We start from the raw sequence: 20,084 nt of genomic DNA on the forward strand, positions 1-20,084 counted from the left end.
TTGTTTTTTGGATTTCTATACTATTGCTGATTGAAGATTATTGAAATTTTTTTGCACATTAAGGAACGCAAGCGTTTATGAGTCAGAGGATAAGTCATATAACATTTACTCGGTCTTAATACTTTGAATTTATATTTAAGTAAACGATAAACAGTAATTGGTATGAATGATCTATTTAAAAGTGACAATTATGATAAAAATCTCAATTCTTTGATAAGAGTCATAAAGCTAAAGGATACAAAAAAAATTAATGAACAATATGATGAAACACTGAAAGATTTATCTCAAGCTCTGAAGAATTTTACAAACAACGCAAAAGATGTAGCCAAATTTGTTATATATAGCGACTTGAATAACTATATAGAACCTTTGAGCACAAAGCCACTCGGTTTTATTGGAACATTAAAAGAGATATTAGATAGAGTCTTGGGAAAAGATATTCCAACTAATGATAATGACATAAAAAATTTTGTTGGTGATGAATTATCAGGTTTCACTATAGAAAAAGCAGCCGAATACACAAATATTTTAAGTACAATTAATCTATTCAAGAAAGGACTTAAAGAAATTTTAGATTCGAAGCAGAGTGGAAAAGGCAATAAAGAACATAAATCATACGAAGTAAGCACGGAAAATAAAACGACATCAAAGCAGAAGGAAGATACTCCTAAGCTGCAAGAAGGAAAACAGCCGGTAGGAAAATTAGTTATGAAGAGAATAAAACGGCCAACAACAGCACCTCCGCCACCTCCTACTGCCTCAAAAAAGGTACACTTTAAACCAGAAATAGAGAATGTATCTCCTGAAGATTCAGGCTATGAAAGTTCATTAAGTGAAGAGTCTGGACATGAGGAAATATCAAATTATCAAGAGAAAAGTAGTAAATCTTCAACAAAAGATCCGGAAGACTCAAAGTTAGCTAAAAAGGAGCCAACTCACAAAACGAAACCTAAGAAAAATGCAGGAACAAGAAAAGGATATAAAAAGAGACAGGCTCCAGAGCCACCAGCACTAAACGCTACCAATCAAGAAATTAGGCAAGAAACTAAAGAAGATAAATCTGAAATACTGTCAAATCCTAAAAGGCTAGATATTGTTGATCAACAAGTGAGCACGAAACCAATAATAGTAGAAGTGACTTCGCAAAAATCAGCTGAAAGTAAACCAATCCTGAAAAAATCTGCTGATAAAGCAGCATCAGAAGTAAAAGCGGTTATTATAAAAGAAAAAGTAAATAGCAAGAAGGACGGTAGAGTAAAGTCAATAGTAGGAAAATTTGAGCAAAATCAAGTTGCTAAGAGCAAAGCCACCCCTGCAACACAAGCAGATATCGGTATGAAGAAAGATCCTGCACCATCGCAAAAAACTGCCTCCCAATCTCAATCATTTCCGGCGGGAAATAAAAGATCTAAAATGAACCCCATAACAGCAAAGTCCGATCCCAAGCCTTCAGTTAATACAAAGCCTATTCTCACGCACGTCAGCGTAAAGAAAATAGCTGCACGATTTGAAAGCCATGGGAAGAAATAGTTGTAACCTATTGAGCAAACCCTATAATATCCTTGATCTTTTTTATATTGTTATTTGCAATCTCTGCTGCTTTTTCTGTACCTTGTTTTAATATTTTATGTAAATGAAGCTGATCTTTTAGAAGACTATTCATCTTCTCGCGTATGGGTGATATAACGCTGATGATTAAGTCAGCTAACTCTTTTTTAAAGTTCTTCATGTCATGTTTATCCACTTTTTTACACACTTTTTCTACATTTAAACCACTAAGCACTGAATAAATATTTATCAAATTGCTTATTTCTGGACGACATTTTAAAGTAGAAAAATCAAAGCCTAGAATTGAATCTGTTTTTGCTTTTTCTATTTTCTTGACAATTAAGTCATTTGTATCGTTAAGGTTAATGCATGAATATTCTGAAGGATCAGATTTGCTCATCTTGCTTGCTCCATCTCTTAAGCTCATTATCCTTGATGTACAATCCAAAGTTAAGATTTCAGGTATGATGAAATGACTACATTTATAATGATTGTTAAAAGCTGATGAAATATCACGTGCAAGTTCTAAATGCTGTTTTTGATCATCGCCAACAGGAACGTATTTAGTTTGATACAGCAATATATCCGCAGCCATAAGTACTGGGTAGCTGTATAACCCAAGAGAAGCTTTTTGTTTATCGCTTCCAGCCTTATCTTTAAATTGAGTCATACGATTAAGCCAACCAATTGGTGTATAGCACCCTAGCAGCCAGCCCAATTCTGCATGACCACTAACTGCGGATTGATTGAAAATAATCGACTTTTCCGGATCTATTCCACATGCAATATAAGTTGCTGCTGCTTTAAAAATATTATTTTTTAATTCATTTGCGGGAAGCTTATTTGCTGTGATTGCATGCAGATCAACAACACAAAAAAGAGATTTATATTTATCCTGCAAGCCTATCCACTGCTTAATTGCACCAAGATAATTGCCCAAGTGTAATACTCCACTTGGCTGAATACCTGAGAAGACAACTTCTGTCATACCCTTGAGTGTTTTATTAGTTACTTTCGCAATCAGCAGATTTTTTAGAAAGAATAACCATTGCAGGACGAAGCAACCTATTTTTAATGGTATAACCAGTTTGTAGTACTTCTACAATAGTGCCAGGCTCTTTTTCATTATCTTCTCTTTCTACAACAGCTTGATGTAAATTGCTGTCAAAAGAGTTACCTATTGGATCTATTTCTTCTATTCCATGTTTTTTTAGATCACTCACAATCTTTTGGTGCGCCACTTTTATTCCTTCATGAATAGGATCACCATCTTTCAAGTTTTCCATTGCTTTTTTTAAATTGTCACAAGAGTCGATCATATCACGTGCAAATTTTGTGACTGCATAATCACTTGCATCGCTAATTTGCTTTTGCATTATACGTTTAACGTTTTCATTATCCGCAACAGCGCGACGTAAATGATCTTCAAGCTGAACTGCACGTTCTTTTAATATATTAAGCTCTTCACTTAAATCACCTGTTTGCTGATCTTCTTGATCATCCCCTTTTCGTTTACTGACCATATCTGCAAATTTCTTTTTTTTCTCTTTATTACTATCTGACATATCATTCACCCTTACAAACTTAATAAATATATAACAATCAATCTAAAAATATCAAGCGTTAGCTATCCTTGTCTTTCTATGCTTGCATTTAAAAAGTCAATCAAAGCAGCTTTATAAAGAGAATCAGAAAAAGTATCAATATTACTTTGCGCCATATTAATATAGTGTTTAGCTCCTTCCATAGAAACATGAATGGCATTATGATGATTAATATATTGTAATGCTTGGTCAAAATTGTGTCTAGCTGAAGAAAAAGATTTCTCCCAGAATTTTTGTTCTGATGGGCTGCCTTTTTCATATGCTATAATAGAAGGTAAAGTAACTTTACCTTCAAAGAAATCTTTTCCAAGTTGCTTTCCTAAAGTGCCTTGATTAGCAGTATAATCTAGCACGTCATCAATTATTTGGAATGCCATACCAAAATTAAACCCGAAATTCCTTAGCCTCTCTGTTTCGTCACTTGTGGCTCCAGATACTACTGATGCAGCCTCGCAGCATGCAGAAAATAAAGATGCTGTCTTTTCTCCAATGATATTAAAATAATTTTTCCTAATTGTGTTAGGGTCAAAACGCGTTGTCATCTGCTTTATCTCACCCTTGACAAGCAAATTAGATGCCTTAGATAAAATAGAGAGAACATTTAAATTCCCACATTCTATAAGCCATCTAAATGCTAAGGTCAATAATAGATCACCAACTAAAATGCTTGATTTATTCCCCCAAATTTTATTTGCTGTTGCAACTCCATGGCGTACCTTACTTTCATCAAGCACATCATCATGAAGTAAAGTAGCGTTGTGTATAAATTCTACCGATGCAGCAATGTTGACCCTACTCTCTCCAGAGTAATTCAGCATTTTACACATAATAAAAATGAGCTTAGGCCTTATCTTTTTTCCTCCTGAATTAATAAGATGAGATGTAATATCGGTAGCAAGCTTAGTACCTTCATCATTGACATTTTTGAAGATAAAGTCATTCATAGCCAATAAATCAGAAGATACAATATCATCTAATTTACTACTTTTTGTTAAATCAGTGTTTAGCATTTAAGAGGACTTATGCTTCTCGTGCCTTTTTAACTTTCTCCTTTTCTATCTTTTTTGGCTCTGCTTCTAAAGTTACTACGCCTTTTTTAATGAACCACAGTACCCTTTCAGTTGCCTGCGCCCCCACACTTAGCCAATGTTTTAACCTATCAGCTTTCACTACAACACGATTTTTATTGTCTTTTGGCAACATTGGATCATATTGTCCTATTCTCTCGATAAAGCGCCCATCTCTTGGTGCTCGTGAGTCGGCTATAACTATCCTATAAAAAGGACGTTTCTTTGCCCCAAATCTTGCTAACCTTATTTTAACTGCCATGTCAACCTTTATTCATATATTAATTACAATTTAAATACAATAAACAGCTCAAGTCAAACTAATTGTACCTCTTTTACCTAAAAATACAATATAGCCCCCTACAATCACTCATAAAAGGAAGATCTAGGATAATAAACTTTTTTATATATCATCAATCATAGCATGATTAACTTCTACTCTATACTTTGATTTTAGATAGCTAATTAACTGTTCCTTTAGCGATATCATCACACGTTTTCCGGTGTCAAGCATGTTTAATTTACCATTTGATGAATGCATTTCTTTTAGAACGCCTATTATAATTTCATTATTGTATTGAATAGGATCTGTTACCGAATTAGTTGTTTTCATATTGAAAATCTCTTCTATGAAAGAAAAAGGGTAGTTTTGTTCATTGCGTTGTATTTGCTGGCCTTTAACCAATTTTATACCTTGCATTTCTTCCAAATCTATCTTTTCTCTTAGTTGAACTGCTACTTCTTGTCCCATTTTAAACATTCTTTCTTTTATAAATTCACTACGCCAAAGCTTTATGGCTGATTCCCTACTTTCTTCAAAATTTTGTAATTTAGGAGGAACGATATCACTGATTTTTACACCAACAACAGTATCTCCAACACCCTTAAAATAACTCTTCTGATCTTTCTCGCGTGAAAAAATGAAAGAAATGAAATCACTGAAATTTCCTACTTCATTACCACTTTGGTCTTTTCCACTAGCATCTACTGGACCAATGGTTTGTATAGGTAAATTGTAATTATTGGAGATTTCTTCAATCGTTGCACCATTGTATATCTTATAATTCACTTGATTTATGAAATCATTGACTTTTTCAAAAGACTTTTGATTGGTTAAAACTGACCTTATGTCTTTTTTTAAATCAACCAAGTCTTCATCAGAGATTTTATGTATGCTTTCTACCTTTATTACGTGCCATCCAAAATTGCTTGTTAAAACTTCACTTACTTCACCTGTTTTGAGAGCAAATACCTTTTCTCTCATATTTTCAGGTAAGAAATCCTTAGTTATATTATTTACTCTGGTTTCTTCAAGTTTTACTTTACTGAACTCTTCTATTATGTGTTCAAGGCTTGCTTTACTTTCTTCAAGCGCTCTTCTTGCTATTTCAGCTTTTTCTTTGGTAGAAAATATCACATTAAATATGTCTCTTTGATCTTTAAGTTCCTGATGTTCTATTACACTATCAACCTCTTCATCTGAGATTCTGATTTGATCCTCAAAATACTTTTGATCCAGAGAAATATATTGTGCAGTTCGATATTCAGGATAATAAAAATTAAACTTATTTCTTTCATACAAATCAAGTAAGGCTTGATCATCTGGTTCAGGAACGTTTATAATTGCATCCCCAGTTATTTTAACAATATCAATCACTCTAGTTTGGTAGCGATTTTTGTATATCTGCTCATCAACACTCTCACCAAAAGTTACCGGATAATTATCTTTAAATAATGAAGTCATGAACATCATTGCAGGCAGGATTTTCTCTAGCTTTTCTATATACTCCTTTTCTGTTATATGCAGGCTATTTAGAGTTTGATGAAACTTATTATGGTCAAATTCTCCTTTATCATCCTGAAAGTACTTGGTATTTTTAATATGGCTTTTGATAGATTCTTCTCCAGCTTTTAATCCAAGTTCGCTAATTAGGTTAAACAATAGTTTTTGCTCTATAAGTGCGTTAAGTAAATCATATTTCAGCTTTTTTACTTGTTCTTTACTTACATCAGATCCAGAAATTTGCTTTTCATAATTTTGATATAGTAATTTATATTCATCTGATGTTATAACTTCCTTTCCTACTTTAGCTAATTCTTTCCTTTCATCATCATTTGATAGAAGATTGCCAATCCCCATAAAGATTAATAAGCAAACTAAAAGGAGAACGATTGCCTTGGTAAAAAAATTTCTAATACTCATTGTAAACTCAGTTAACTAACACTTAAATTTAGAATAGCAATAATTTAATATTTGTAAATCTATTAACAAATTAGCTAATATATGTAATATTGTAGTGTATTAAATTGAATGGAAGCTTATATTAACCTAAGAGCCTGTAAGTGATCTCTGAATATGGTAAGATGAGGTATAGTTGACATGAGGTAAAGTATGAGGAATACATATCCAAGTGACATAAGTTGTGAAAAATTCGAAAAGATTAGACTAATTTTAGAAAGCGTGCGCAAGAAAACAAAGCCAAGAAGATTAGGTTTATATGAGTTATTTTGTGGTGTGCTTTATGTACTAAAAAGTGGCTATCAATGGCGAATGCTTCCAAAAGAGTTTCCAAGATGGCGAAATTGTTACGATTACTTTAAGAAATGGAGTAAAAAAACGAATGAAGATAGAGAAAGTGTTCTAGAAATTGTCTTAAAAAAATTGGTTGGAGAGAACAGTGGTCGGAATACCAAAACAAGCTTCTGCATCATTGATGCCCAAAGTGTAAAAAATACCGATACTGCTAAAGAAAAAGGTTATGATGCTGGCAAGAAAATTTCAGTAATAAAGCGTCATATCGCAGTTGATACACAAGGTTTGACACACGCAATTCATATAACAACGGCAGAAATAACTGATCGTAGCAGTGCTTTGACAATGGTTAAAAATGCTAAGTAAAGTCTCTCTGAAGTTAAAAACATACTGGTTGATGCAGGCTACACTGGAGAAAATTTTGCAACACAGATGAAAGTAACTATTGGTGCAATTGTTGAGGTGAAGCGAATTACACACCTTTGCTGTATTGCCAAAAAGATGGGTTGTTGAGAGATCTTTTGCCTGGTTGGAAAAATGTAGGCGATTTTGGAAAAATTGCGAGCGTAAACTTAATACTAGCCTACAAATTTGCTTTTACTTCTTTCCTCCTCAAAAGATTATGAACAGGTTCTAAGAGATAAGAAATATAAACCAAAAAGCCATTGGATGACAAAGTTAATGCTTTTTTAGTTTTAATGGTTTATATTTTATTTCTATAACAGTAAAGGAATATTAAAATGGGGGATGTTTTTTCGATATCAATGGAATCTTCTAAAGACAATAAAGATAGAAATGAACAATTTCTCATGCAAGTAGCTGCTTGGTTGGTTGATAACACTAGCTTAACTTTTGATCAAATAGCACAATGTTGCAAGTTATCCCTTGAAAAAGTACAAGACATAGCTGATGAGGAAATAGAAGTTGAAAAATATGACCCTATTATTTCTGAAATAATTACTGAAAAAGAAATCGATAATTGCAAAAAAAATCCAAATCGTGTACCAAATTTGATTATAAAAAATATAAAAAAAAGGGCAAAGACGATTAACTTTCTTGCCTTTGCTTCCACAGCAAGGCGTAGAGATAAACCTAATGCGATTTATTATTTGGTAAAAAAATTTCCTATCTTGAACAATAATGTGATAGCTAAGCTAGTTAGTACAACAAATTACACAGTTGAGCAGGTAAGAGATAGATCTCATCATAACATACTCAATATCAAACCTCAAGATCCTGTACTACTTGGTTTATGTAGCCAGGAAAATTTAGAAGCGGAAGTAGAAAAAGCGCAAGTAGAAGAAGAGAAGAAACAAAGATTAAAAAATATAAATAATAGCTATTGATGATTCTCAAATTCTTGTACTTTGTTAATATTAGATTGACTTGTTAGTTTTTATCAGTATAATGTAAGTAAAGTATCTAGTTTAATAATAATTAAGTCTAAATACGCACTAAAAACTAGCTCAGCCTAATTTATTGTTTTATATTCACATTTTAGGTTAGTAAGCATCAATTAAAATTTTTGGAGGATTATGACAACAATTAATGAAGATGTCTTAGCAAAAGGAGAGGTTGTAGGTCAACCTGAAAAAAGCGAACAAATTCATAATGCTGACGCAGTAAAACAAATGACCAGTGAAGGTGCTGAAAAAAACAAGAAAACATTGGACCTGAGCGAATTGAAAGAGAAAACAGCAGAAGAATTGTTAGAACTAGCTGAAGAAAGAAAAATTTCAACTAGTGGTAAAGGCAATGGCAGGATGCTAAAACAGGAAATGATATTCAGTTTAATGAAGAAAATGAGTGAAGAAGGAGGCATAACCACAGGAAGTGGAGTAGTGGAAATATTGCCTGATGGTTTTGGTTTCTTACGTTCATCAAGTGCAAATTATGCTCCAAGTACCGATGATGTTTATATTTCCAATGGCCAAATAAAGAAGTTTAATTTACGTACAGGAGATATGGCATGTGGAGAAATAAGGCCACCTGGTGATAAAGAAAGATATTTTACTTTAACTAAGGTTCAAAGTATAAACTCTACTGAAATCAGTGAATTAAGAAAGTACGTCCATTTTGATAATTTGCTTCCGCTTTATCCTGAAAAAAGCCTCATCCTTGAAAACAACAGTAGCGGAGATAATAAAAAAGATATAAACATGCGTGCTGTAGATATAGTTACACCTCTTGGAAAAGGACAAAGAGCATTGATAGTTGCTCCACCTCGTACAGGAAAAACGATATTGCTTCAGCAAATGGCTCACTCTATAGCTACAAATCATCCTGAAATAGAACTAATAGTATTACTTATAGATGAAAGACCCGAAGAGGTGACAGATATGATACGCTCTGTAAAGGGTGAAGTGGTAAGCTCTACATTTGATGAACCTGCCTACCGTCATGTCCAACTTGCTGAAATAGTAATAGAAAAAGCTAAAAGAATGGTTGAACACAAAAAAGATGTAGTGATTTTGCTTGATTCTATAACTCGCCTTGCACGTGCTTATAATGCAGTCATTCCTTCGTCTGGAAAGGTTCTAACCGGTGGTGTAGATTCAAATGCGCTGCAAAGACCAAAACGCTTTTTTGGAGCAGCTCGTAATATTGAAAATGGTGGTTCTTTGACAATCATCGCTACAGCCCTTATAGAAACTGGTTCAAAAATGGATGATGTTATTTTTGAAGAGTTTAAAGGCACAGGTAATGCTGAAATTATACTAGATAGAAAACTTGCTGATAAACGTATATTCCCTGCTATTGATATTACAAAATCCGGAACAAGGAAGGAAGAGCTATTAGTTGATAAGGCCATACTAAATAAAATATGGGTATTGCGTAGGATACTTAATCCTATGGGATCTGTTGAAGCAATGGAGTTTTTACGTGATAAACTACTTTTAACAAAGAGCAATGCTGACTTTTTTAACTCCATGAATCACTAAAAGTAAGCCTATTATGATGGAGCAAAAAAGCAAAGCTCTCTTATAGCTAAAATAATTTGGATTTATCAAAATATATTAAGCTGGCAATCTACCTTAAGTTGCTATTCCAGCTTATAGTACTGATTTTGATCAAAAATTTTATGTAGTCAGTTTATTTATAATCGATTTTCCAGTGTCAGCCACTTAGATGACATCTTTTTGACTCTTAATATTAATATGTTTATACAATTGTGTACCAGTGTTGAAATGACACCCTCAAAAGGGGGTTGTATTTACTCTGAATCAGATGATAAATTAGATGCTTGGTAAGCGTAATTTGGAGCTTCCTGTGTAATGATTATATCATGAGCATGACTTTCTCTTAACCCTGATGAAGTAATAGTGACAAATTTGCAGTTTTTTTTCATCTCTTCTATATTACGGTTGCCAGTGTAACCCATTGCAGCTTGCAACCCACCAATTAACTGACAGATCACTCCTGAAGCTGGACCTTTAAAAGGAACTCTTGCTTCTACTCCTTGTGGGACTAAATCAAGTTTTGAATCTTGAAAATAACGGCTAGCTGATCCTCGTTTCATTGCACTAATAGATCCCATTCCTCGATATTCCTTATATGCTCTACCCTTATACATGATAATCTCACCTGGGCTTTCCTCAGTACCAGCAAAGATTGAACCTATCATCACAGTATCAGCACCAGCTGCAATAGCTTTTGCAACATCTCCCGAATATTTTATTCCACCATCAGCAATTAGTCTGACGTTTTTTGTTTTACAAACCTCTGCAATATTCTTGATCGCAGAGAATTGTGGCATACCAACGCCTGTAACTATTCTGGTAGTACAAATTGATCCTGGCCCTATTCCAACTTTCACTGCATCAACACCAGCATCAATTAACGCTTCAGCAGCCTCCTTTGTTGTAATATTTCCGCCGATTAGTTGCGTATTCGGATACATCTTTTTTATTTCCTTAATGGTGCTGATAACGTTCTCGGAATGACCGTGAGCGGTATCTACAATAACCACATCAACTTCTTCTTTGACCAAAGCTTCACATCTTTCTATACCGTCTTTTTTACCAGTACCAATTGCAGCGGCAACTCTGAGTCGACCTTTACTGTCTTTACATGAATTTGGATATCTATTGTATTTTTCGATGTCTTTAACTGTGATTAGACCTATGCAACAAGAATTTTCATCAACAACCAAAAGCTTCTCTATTCTATTTGCATGCAACAATTTCATTGCTGAGGCGCTGTTTACTGCCTGCTCTCGAACTGTTACTAACTTATCTTTTGTCATTACCTCGGAAACTTTTATATTCATGTTCTGGTCTTCAATAAACCTCACATCTCGATTAGTTAAAATTCCCACTAACTTGCGTTGATCAACTACAGGAATGCCGGAATAATTATACTCTCTCATTAATGAAACTGCTTCTGCAACCGTTTTATCTGGGGAAATTGTAATTGGGTTGTACACGATCCAGCTTTCATATTTTTTCACCCTTCTTACTTCTAACACTTGTTCATCTATTGATAAATTCTTATGTATGCAACCTATTCCACCATGTTGGGCAATAGCTATTGCAAAGCCTGATTCAGTGACAGTGTCCATTGCAGAGGATATGAGAGGGATATTTAGTTCTATATTATTTGTTAGATAAGTTCTTGTGTCTGCATCACGAGGCAATACATCAGAATAGGCCGGTAAGAGAAGTACATCGTCAAACGAATAACAAGCTTCCATTTTTTTCATATGCTTTATTTAAAGCTTATACGCCAATTAATGAAATTGCAATAGAGCTTTTGCAAAATTAGCCTGGCTCCAGCTATTTTTAGATCAAAATAGGATAAAAGAGGGATGTAGCTCCTAATATATTTATCGCAAAATTACATTATTTGCTAGCAAACAGAACTGCTCAATAGTTAAGCTTTCTGGACGTTCTTCTCCACTCAGTTTAGCATTCTCAAGAATAGTTGAGACATCACTAGTTATACTTTGCAAGCTATTTCTCAGCATCTTTCTTCTTTGAGCGAACACAGCACGTGTTAGCTTTGTTAAGGTTTCTAGATTTACTGCAAATCTTGGAGTGGGTAAAGGTTTTACTGTAATTACTGAAGAATATACTTTTGGTCTTGGAAAAAATTCCTTAGGTTCAATATCAAATTCCTTTTTTATGTCGCATAGTAACTGGCTTAGCACTGATAGGGAACCATAATCTTTAGAATTAGGTTCTGCTGTAATACGCTCTGCTACCTCCTTTTGGAACATTAACGTCAAATTCGTAAAAAATTTTATATTATTTAACCACTTTAAAAATAACGCTACTGAGATATTGTAAGGCAAGTTAGCAATGACTTTGACTGGACATCCTACCAGCTCTTTTTCTACAACATTAAGTGCATCTGCTTCTATAATTCTATATTTTCCCTGATTCTCATTTATCAATTGTTCGTGATGTTTCACTAAACTACTATCTTTTTCTATAGAAAGTAGAAACTTTGGATTATACGCCAATATTTCTCTTGTTAACGCACCATACCCAGGACCAATTTCAATAACATTAAAATCTTTCAGGCTACCAGCTAAGGCAACTATTCTTTTTGTTATCTCATTCGATAAAATAAAATTTTGCCCTAGACTCTTTTTTGGCTTCAGTGAAAATTTTTTCATATGATCTTAGTATGCAGTATTTTAAAAATTAGTTGACGAAAATTCATCAATAATTGTATATTGTCAGTGTATTTAATGCCGGCTTAGCTCAATTGGTAGAGCAACTGACTTGTAATCAGTAGGTTGTCAGTTCAAGTCCGACAGCCGGCACTCTCATTCATATAAGAAAAATTGATGTCTTTTTTAATAGTAGCAAATTGGAAAATGAATGGAACACGTTCTTCATTTGTTGACTTTATGAACAAACTCAATAACAAGAGTAACGGGATTACCTCTAAATTAGTAATTTGCCCTCCTTTTACATCATTTCCAAGCAATATAGAGTTGAACAACAATATTAAAATAGGAGGACAGAATTGCCATCATAAAGAGTTCGGTTCTTACACAGGTGAAATTAGTGCAGGAATGTTGAAGGAACTAGGATGTAGTTACGTAATACTTGGACATTCTGAAAGGGCTCATGAAAAAGATAGTGAAATAAAACTTAAATCGAAAACAGCAATAGAATCAGGATTACACCCAATCATCTGTGTAGGTGAAAACTCAGAAGATTATAAAAATAAAAAAACAAAAGAAGTAATAGAATATCAATGCAAAAACCGTTTGCCAACACAAGGTGAATATACCATAGCATACGAACCGATATGGGCAATAGGAACAGGAAATGTGCCAAATAATGACGCAATTGCTGAGGTGATAGAGATAATAAAATTGTGTACTGGTAAAAAACACATTATATATGGTGGCTCAGTCAGCTCAGAAAATATAGGAAACTTGCTCAGTATTCCAAATCTATTAGGAGTTTTAATTGGTAGTGCAAGCTTAGATTTTGATCACTTTTATCAAATTATACAACAAGTCAAGAAAAAATTTTCTCTTAATTAATTCTAAAGGATAAATACTCTTATTGTCATGATATGTATAACAATGTTACAAAAAATAATATCATAGAATTCAGTAGGGTAATTCCTAGAAAACCCCTACATACTAAAAAAAGCAAAATGCTGTTAAAATGAGCTTAAGAATAAATAGCAAACATCTAACATAACGAGTCTATTTGTAAATCAGGTGAGGCTTATCCTATAGAAAGCTTTCGAACTACGCAAGCGTATCTTTTGCCTTTAGTATTTCTTTATTGTTTAAGATAACTGTCTGAGCTCCTCTGCCTTAGCATTATATCTCCACTTTCTGCAAGTTATTCCATTAAGTAGTAAAAATATTAGACTTGCCGCAAAACTAAGAAAAAAAGACCAAAGATAGAGCAGATTGAACTTACAGTAAAAATAGAACAAAAAAACTACAACAATAAATTATACAAACTTCATCAGGTTAACTTTAACTTAAGAAAACATAAATCAAATTTTCTTGTTCAAAGACCTTGCTTTTTCTCCAACCTTACTCAAACGTACTCTAGCTTAATGCATAATTTTACCCATAAACAACCTTATCTTTGGTACTTTTATTAGTTACAAGTCATCTAGAAAACCCAGATGCTCTACGAAGCCCACCAATCAATATCAGATCCTGCTCTTGTCCTACAGCATTTAATATAGCGTATAACAAAACCATCGCATCTCCCCCAGTAATACGCTTGCATCCTCCACAAAATTCGTATTCACTTAACTGTCGATTTGCCTCCACCCTTTTTCGTTCAACTTGTTCTGCGGTGTTAGCATACTTCAACTCTATTCCAATTGGATGAGTATCATCATTTTCCGCAGATTTTGATAATACTAGGTCTATTTTCCTTCCTCTCTGTAGCTGGAACTCAATAATTACCTTGGCAGGATTATCGCAATTTTGAAATATTCCACGCAACAAAGCCTGAAATTTAGCTTCATTGTTCACGAGTAGACGGTTTCCATTTAATAACGGAGACAACAGACGAGAAATCTCATTAAATAAAACTTCATACCTAGCCCTGTACTCACCATTAACATTACCATCATTACCAAAATTAGGCTCAGCACTCATCAACTGATCTGCAAGTTGATGTAAATTCCTAACATTACCCATTTGTTCTGAAAACCTTCCCTCGAAATAACCTTCACTATGAGAACGTGAGTAAGCACGTAGTGATTCGAATTTCTTTGCAGAAGCCACTTCCAGATGACCCTGGACATCTACTTCACAAAGTACTTGACGCACCTTAGCATCATCTGTGGCTTGAGGCAGTAACGACAGGTTCAATGCCTTGTCTGGTAAAGTCTGCCACTTTAAACGACGAAAAATGTGAAGCACAACAAAACCAATATTTGATAAAAATAGAGCTAAAGTTAACGCATGGCTTACAATATCTGCTGCATCTCCTCTACCACCTGTACGTTTCATTTTCTCTCCCTGAGAGTGGTTAAATAGATACTTGGTAACCCTTACCTCCCGCCCATCATTTGTTTCTAAGTCCCTCCTTGTAGATAAAACATTTCCAAAACAAACGATGAAGTACAGGAAAAAGTGTTACAATGAGGCGATTGAGTGAACTCTGATGCTATGGGTTGTAAAAAACGTTTTACATTTCCCCTAACTCCATTTCCATGAGGATGTAGTAAACCCGGTATTAAGGAAAGACCACCTTCTGAAAAGGCCTGCACAGAAGTTCGGAGACCAGCACCTCCACGTAATTGAAAATTTAACGCTACACAAACAGCACTTGGTGATGAGGTATGAATAGGCAAAGACGAAACAGAACAACTTTTAGCATAATCTTTAGCTTGCTCTAATCCTTCCTCATCACCAACCTTCAACTCAATTATAATTGGAACCGAATCATTTATCTGATCAACACCACGAACAAGCAAAACAACATCTGCATAACCTTTTCCTATAAGTAGCTCTGGGTAGAAATCAGCCAAAGCTCGGTATCTAAAATTTACTAAAAACCCACACAGAAAACCGTGGTAGTCAGACTCTGCACGAAACACTAAGCTATCTTCATGTTCATCATGGATATCAATAACATATTCCAAAATTCTTTTAACATTAGTACGCACTTCTCCTGTATCGTCATTTGCCAACTCACTCATCAGGTCTAACAATTCACCTTGTTCTCTGATTGGGTTAATTTCATGAAAAATTGGAGCTCCAGGTTCATCACGTTGAGGAAATCTATCTATTTCATGAATAAACCTACATTCTTCTCCAAACCGAAATATTTTATACTCTTCCCAATCCAGATCCTCATCTTCCTGTAATTCTTGTGGAAGATTCTCTTCTACCTGCTGCTTCTCTTCTGCACTAAACCTTGACCCAGGGCTGTTCTCATTATCAGCAACAGTATAACACCTGACTATTCTTCTATTTTCTTTATTAGTGAGAACAGCAACTTTTAGATTTCCATAATTGTCAAAACGAAAATAGACTCTTTCACCTTCAACTAATATACCTGCATCATGTGCAGTAGAAAACATACCAAAAAAGAATGTAGGAAAAAAGCCAGGCTTATTAGCCGAATGCAAAAAAGATGGACAGTTGTTTAAAAAACCTACAAATTGTCTACTAAACTCATCACAACCTCCACTTAATAAAGCCCTAACTAATTCACGATCTTCATTATTACCATGCATAAATACTCCTATTTGTTAACAACTGCAGCAGGCGAAATACTAACATTAGTACCCACTAACGTAGATTGAGGACCTTCAGTGCTAGCAGAGAATAAATTCAAATTTCTCGCTGACTTACACAACTCTTCTATTAAATTGCAGGAGCTAGTTGCATCTATCATCTTAGAATTCCTTGTTTTATCTAAACTATTTGCTATCCTCGCTTTTAATGATTTAAAGCTTTTGTCTGAACAACAATCTTTAGCAAACTTTAAAATACTCAAGACCAAATCAACTTTTTCACCATCGCCATCACTTTGAGTATCCTTACTGTTCTCCTGATCTACAATCAAATTTGAAATTGCATTTTCCATTGCAACAAAAGCAATCCTATCTTTAAAAGGATCAACAACATTTATTTTATTTTGGTTAAATACACTAGATTCCCAAAGACTGCTAATAGCTGACCTTGCTTCATTCCTGTTATCCAAGTCATAATCTTTAGAAACTACAACAAATGAAAGCGATGAGAGAAGATGTGCATATCCTCTAGGTGAAAGCATTTTCTCTACTTCAGATCTTGAACATCCCTCGCTCAAGTACTGGATAACATACTTAGTTGTGCAAAGAAAACCGTGCTCTACTAAGTAACTAAGAGGACGATAGATCACACCCCTATCTCTCTTATTCGGTAGCCCAAGTAGTGACTTATGATCTACTTTTGCGCTTATGACTTTACCTAGAAGGGAATTTAAGGTAGAAGCAAGTTTATAGCTAGATTGCAATGGAGATAATTTTGCAATAGCAGAAACTAGCAATTTTTCTCTCTCTTCTTTCACTAATTTTTCTTCAGAACACAGACGATTATAGAAGTGTTCCACTCCCTTACTCCACTTGAAATCTACAGCCTTATTAAATCCATCTTCTGCTTCTATATTTTCTCTAAGGTTACCTGATTCTTGATCAATCCAGAAATTGAAAACAGGATCACGTCTTCCCATGGAACTTAACAATTCAACTCTTGCAAGCTTATCACTGCAAGCTAAATTCCTATCTTCCTCACATGCACCTTTATGAGATAAGTCAGATCTAAAAGACTCTAACGCCTTGTCAAATAATTGCTTAATTTCACTCTCTACACACTCAATACATGCTATTTTATATATAGCAAATGGATTCAACACACCTGATTTAGCTAATTCTCCTACCAATTTAGCAACATCTAGTGTCGCACCTGACCAACAAGATTCATCACGAAACGCATTACATAAGAGGTCCGATTGCTCAACGATTAGACCCTCTACTGTGACAGGGTGAGCCTTGACCCATTCCTCAATAGCTGAAGTTCTATCACCTTTAACAACATCCTTCAGCTTACTTATTACTTTGCTAGAGATAATCTCTTTATTTTTTTTAGGATCAGAACTGAGACGAGATCTTTTGCTTGGGCCTGCATTACCCTTCAAATCTTCCGTTCCACGTTTAGTTTTACTTTTTGGCATCTAATTACCTCAAAATCAAATATTCAATGAAGGTATTATACAAGCATTAGAATAATATGTAAATCGAAAAATTAGTGTGCACCTAAATTTAAGCAGTAATTATAGACCTGCTGCAAAAGAGGAGATATTAAAGAGAGATGTAGCAAGAGGGAATGAGCTTAAATTATCAAATTAACGTTATTCTACTTTACCTCACTAGCATTTTCCTTACCTTGAGCCTTACTATTACTCACAAATATAAACGTTCGTTACATAGCTCTTAATATGTCTAAAGAGACGAAATTTCCCGAATTATTTATAATGAACCCTTACGATCACATTCTGGGGACGTACATCAGAAAACTTTTATATTATTAGTTTTGTAGTAAAATTATATGAGTACATCGTATCTATTAAATCAGAAGCTTTATGGATTACAGATTGAGAGCTTATTTGTTTGGGGTTATCTGGTTTATACTTAGCTTACTTAGTAGTGTAGCTAATGATACTATATCAAAATATCTAAGTTTACATCTTCAGAGTTTTGAAATAATTTTTTTCCGCTTTCTGTTTACCACTATTACCCTTGTACCTTTTATGTTTTACTATGGAATAGAAACTTTTAAAACAAGTCAAATATCTACTCAAATAACCAGGGGTGGGTTGTTGTTTTGTGGAATGACCTTATGGACTTACGGGTTGACTGTTTTCCCCATAGTAACTGCAACGATTATAAGTTTTTCTATACCATTATTTGTTATACTCCTTGCAATCCCTTTGCTAAACGAAAATATAATTTGGCAAAGATGGATAGTAACTGTTATTGGCTTTGTTGGTATTGCTATTACTACCAAAGCTCATAGTGAAGATTTTAATCCTAAAATTCTTATTTTTATTGTATCTGCATTGATCTTTGCTATATTGGATATACTTAATAAGAAACTTGTAATAAAAGAGTCAGTAATAAGTATGTTATTTTATTCAGCTCTAACGACAACTATTTTTTCTACTCCACCTTTGTTATTTTATTGGTATATGCCTTCCTTGTTGGAGTTAGTATTACTGCTGATTTTAGGAATAAGTTCAAACCTAATTCTGTTCTTCATGTTAAAAGCTTTTGCTCTTACTGATGCTACTGCACTTGCACCGTATAGATACATAGAGCTAATAATTTCTGCAATAGTAACATACGTTATATTTAATGAATTACCTGATAAAAGTGCTTTATATGGTACTTTGATATTAATACCATCAACCTTATTTATAGCTTATTCGGAAGGTAAGGCAATTAAGAAAAATAATGTAACAACAAAAGTTTATAATTGTTAATGGTATTTATTTTAGATGCTAAGCCATATTTTTAAGGTGATAATAAAATGCACATAACTATTATAGGAGTAGGGTATGTAGGCTTAGTATCTGGTACAATGTTATCGGAGCAGGGCCATAAAGTTGATTGCATTGACATAAATACTGAGAAGATTGAACTTTTGAAATCAGGTAAAATTCCTCTATATGAACCTGGATTAGCAGATTATTTAGAGAATAATATAAAGTCACAAAGGATAAGATTTTTTGATTCGTATTCTCAAATAAATCCCAATACAGAAGTAGTATTTGTAACTGTAGATACTCCATCAGACTCCCTAGGAAATGCAAATTTAAAGAATGTATATAATGCAGTAAGTGAAGTTTCTGAGAGAGTTAATCAAGATTGCTTAATAGTGATAAAGTCAACTGTTCCTCCTGGTACTGCAGAAAATATACATAATTATTTATCTAATAAGGGCTATAACTTTGATTTAGGAGTTAATCCAGAGTTTCTCAAGCAAGGCTCTGCAGTATCAGATTTTTTATACCCAGATAGGATAATAATAGGAGTAAAAACTAAGCTAGCTAGGGCAAAACTAGAAGTTATATATAGATCATTTATAGATAAGAATATTCCGTTAATAGTCACTGATACAGTTACTGCTGAAATGATTAAATATGCTTCTAATGCTTTTCTAGCAACAAAGGTTGCTTTTATCAATGAGATGGCAGGTTTATGTGAGCTATTAGGAGCAGACATTGACCTTTTAGCTAACAGTATGGGAATGGATCATAGAATAGGTAAGGAATTTCTCAAATCTGGTCCAGGATTTGGAGGATCATGTTTTCCTAAAGATTTATCGGCCTTAATAAGGCTTGCTGAAGATCACAATGTCAAGCTACAAATTTTAAATTCAGTTAAGGAATCTAACTATAATCATATAACAAACATTGCTAAAAAGGTAGAATATTTATTAAATGGAGTCCAAAATAAAAAAATAGCGATATGGGGGCTAACTTTTAAGTCTGGTACTGATGATGTAAGAAATAGCCCAGCTATAGATATTGCACAATTGTTAGTGAATAACAAGGCTAAAATTACTGCATATGACCCAATGGGGATGGATAATGCTAGGCAAGTTCTAAAGGATATAGAGTACGCGGATAATGCTATAGGGGCTGCAAGGGACGCGGAAGCCTTGTTATTGTTAACGGAGTGGAAAGAATTTAAAAATCAAGATTTTGCAAGTTTAAAGAGTATTATGGCTGCATCTAATGTTTTTGATTTCCGTAATTTATTAGATAGCGAGCTATTACTAAGATATGGTTACCATGTTTATTCCTTGGGTAAAAAATCTATCTACAAAGTTTAACTGTT

Annotated in this window: 16 protein-coding genes, 1 tRNA gene and 1 pseudogene; 8 read left to right on the plus strand and 10 right to left on the minus strand. The window is 34.0% G+C overall.

Going from position 1 to position 20,084, the window contains the following annotated elements; translation table 11 throughout:
* Window positions 1–162: 162 nt before the first annotated feature.
* Complete coding sequence (locus EJB00_RS04490; RefSeq protein WP_135352817.1) at window positions 163–1,530, plus strand: hypothetical protein; 1,368 nt, start codon at window positions 163–165, stop codon at window positions 1,528–1,530.
* A gap of 7 nt (window positions 1,531–1,537) precedes the next feature.
* Here EJB00_RS04490 and trpS read toward each other — a convergent pair whose 3' ends face one another.
* The 5 genes from trpS to EJB00_RS04515 all read right to left on the minus strand — a co-directional run bounded on the left by trpS (window position 1,538) and on the right by EJB00_RS04515 (window position 6,422).
* The gene (gene trpS, locus EJB00_RS04495; protein ID WP_015587796.1) at window positions 1,538–2,536 is read right to left on the minus strand and encodes a tryptophan--tRNA ligase; all 999 of its coding nucleotides are present in this window, start codon (window positions 2,534–2,536) and stop codon (window positions 1,538–1,540) included.
* A 16-nt stretch (window positions 2,537–2,552) separates the two neighbouring features.
* Window positions 2,553–3,113 (minus strand): nucleotide exchange factor GrpE, encoded by a 561-nt coding sequence (locus tag EJB00_RS04500; RefSeq protein WP_007301960.1) that lies wholly within the window; start codon window positions 3,111–3,113, stop codon window positions 2,553–2,555.
* A 62-nt stretch (window positions 3,114–3,175) separates the two neighbouring features.
* Complete coding sequence (locus tag EJB00_RS04505; RefSeq protein WP_015587797.1) at window positions 3,176–4,162, minus strand: polyprenyl synthetase family protein; 987 nt, start codon at window positions 4,160–4,162, stop codon at window positions 3,176–3,178.
* Between the two features lie 10 nt (window positions 4,163–4,172).
* On the minus strand, window positions 4,173–4,481 hold the full coding sequence (rpsP, locus tag EJB00_RS04510) for a 30S ribosomal protein S16 (protein WP_135352818.1): 309 nt from the start codon (window positions 4,479–4,481) through the stop codon (window positions 4,173–4,175).
* Between the two features lie 141 nt (window positions 4,482–4,622).
* The gene (locus EJB00_RS04515; RefSeq protein ID WP_015587799.1) at window positions 4,623–6,422 is read right to left on the minus strand and encodes a peptidylprolyl isomerase; all 1,800 of its coding nucleotides are present in this window, start codon (window positions 6,420–6,422) and stop codon (window positions 4,623–4,625) included.
* Between the two features lie 189 nt (window positions 6,423–6,611).
* On the opposite strand from EJB00_RS04515, the pseudogene EJB00_RS04520 reads away from it, so the two are divergent.
* From EJB00_RS04520 to rho, 3 genes and pseudogenes are all read left to right on the plus strand, one after another.
* Window positions 6,612–7,378, plus strand: a pseudogene (locus tag EJB00_RS04520) (IS5 family transposase).
* 114 nt (window positions 7,379–7,492) lie between these two features.
* Complete coding sequence (locus EJB00_RS04525) at window positions 7,493–8,098, plus strand: cell cycle transcriptional regulator TrcR (RefSeq protein ID WP_135352819.1); 606 nt, start codon at window positions 7,493–7,495, stop codon at window positions 8,096–8,098.
* A 189-nt stretch (window positions 8,099–8,287) separates the two neighbouring features.
* Entirely contained in the window at window positions 8,288–9,694 is a 1,407-nt protein-coding gene (gene rho / locus EJB00_RS04530) for a transcription termination factor Rho (RefSeq protein WP_010402274.1), read from the plus strand.
* Between the two features lie 272 nt (window positions 9,695–9,966).
* Here rho and guaB read toward each other — a convergent pair whose 3' ends face one another.
* The gene (gene guaB, locus EJB00_RS04535; RefSeq protein ID WP_015587802.1) at window positions 9,967–11,454 is read right to left on the minus strand and encodes an IMP dehydrogenase; all 1,488 of its coding nucleotides are present in this window, start codon (window positions 11,452–11,454) and stop codon (window positions 9,967–9,969) included.
* A 123-nt stretch (window positions 11,455–11,577) separates the two neighbouring features.
* Window positions 11,578–12,372 carry a 16S rRNA (adenine(1518)-N(6)/adenine(1519)-N(6))-dimethyltransferase RsmA gene (rsmA, locus tag EJB00_RS04540; RefSeq protein WP_015587803.1) on the minus strand — a complete coding sequence of 265 codons (795 nt, stop codon included), beginning with the start codon at window positions 12,370–12,372 and terminating at the stop codon, window positions 11,578–11,580.
* Between the two features lie 77 nt (window positions 12,373–12,449).
* On the opposite strand from rsmA, the gene EJB00_RS04545 reads away from it, so the two are divergent.
* Both EJB00_RS04545 and EJB00_RS04550 read left to right on the plus strand, forming a co-directional pair.
* A tRNA-Thr gene (locus tag EJB00_RS04545) sits at window positions 12,450–12,522 on the plus strand.
* A 24-nt stretch (window positions 12,523–12,546) separates the two neighbouring features.
* Window positions 12,547–13,257 carry a triosephosphate isomerase gene (locus tag EJB00_RS04550; protein WP_015587804.1) on the plus strand — a complete coding sequence of 237 codons (711 nt, stop codon included), beginning with the start codon at window positions 12,547–12,549 and terminating at the stop codon, window positions 13,255–13,257.
* A gap of 588 nt (window positions 13,258–13,845) precedes the next feature.
* Here EJB00_RS04550 and EJB00_RS06460 read toward each other — a convergent pair.
* The 3 genes from EJB00_RS06460 to EJB00_RS04560 all read right to left on the minus strand — a co-directional run bounded on the left by EJB00_RS06460 (window position 13,846) and on the right by EJB00_RS04560 (window position 17,416).
* A complete protein-coding gene (locus EJB00_RS06460) occupies window positions 13,846–14,703 on the minus strand; it encodes a hypothetical protein (protein ID WP_225416252.1) in 858 nt (285 codons plus the stop codon).
* Window positions 14,704–14,768: 65 nt separating this feature from the next.
* Window positions 14,769–15,935: a PD-(D/E)XK nuclease domain-containing protein gene (locus EJB00_RS06465; RefSeq protein WP_225416253.1), complete on the minus strand. Its 1,167-nt coding sequence runs from the start codon at window positions 15,933–15,935 to the stop codon at window positions 14,769–14,771.
* Window positions 15,936–15,943: 8 nt separating this feature from the next.
* Window positions 15,944–17,416: a hypothetical protein gene (locus EJB00_RS04560; protein WP_135352820.1), complete on the minus strand. Its 1,473-nt coding sequence runs from the start codon at window positions 17,414–17,416 to the stop codon at window positions 15,944–15,946.
* A gap of 408 nt (window positions 17,417–17,824) precedes the next feature.
* Here EJB00_RS04560 and EJB00_RS04565 point away from each other — a divergent pair, with 408 nt between their 5' ends.
* Both EJB00_RS04565 and EJB00_RS04570 read left to right on the plus strand, forming a co-directional pair.
* Window positions 17,825–18,724: a DMT family transporter gene (locus tag EJB00_RS04565; RefSeq protein ID WP_135352821.1), complete on the plus strand. Its 900-nt coding sequence runs from the start codon at window positions 17,825–17,827 to the stop codon at window positions 18,722–18,724.
* Between the two features lie 47 nt (window positions 18,725–18,771).
* Window positions 18,772–20,079: a UDP-glucose dehydrogenase family protein gene (locus tag EJB00_RS04570; RefSeq protein ID WP_135352822.1), complete on the plus strand. Its 1,308-nt coding sequence runs from the start codon at window positions 18,772–18,774 to the stop codon at window positions 20,077–20,079.
* Window positions 20,080–20,084 lie beyond the last annotated feature (5 nt).

It is taken from the genome of Wolbachia endosymbiont of Drosophila mauritiana, assembly GCF_004795975.1.
Classification (GTDB): Bacteria; Pseudomonadota; Alphaproteobacteria; order Rickettsiales; family Anaplasmataceae; genus Wolbachia.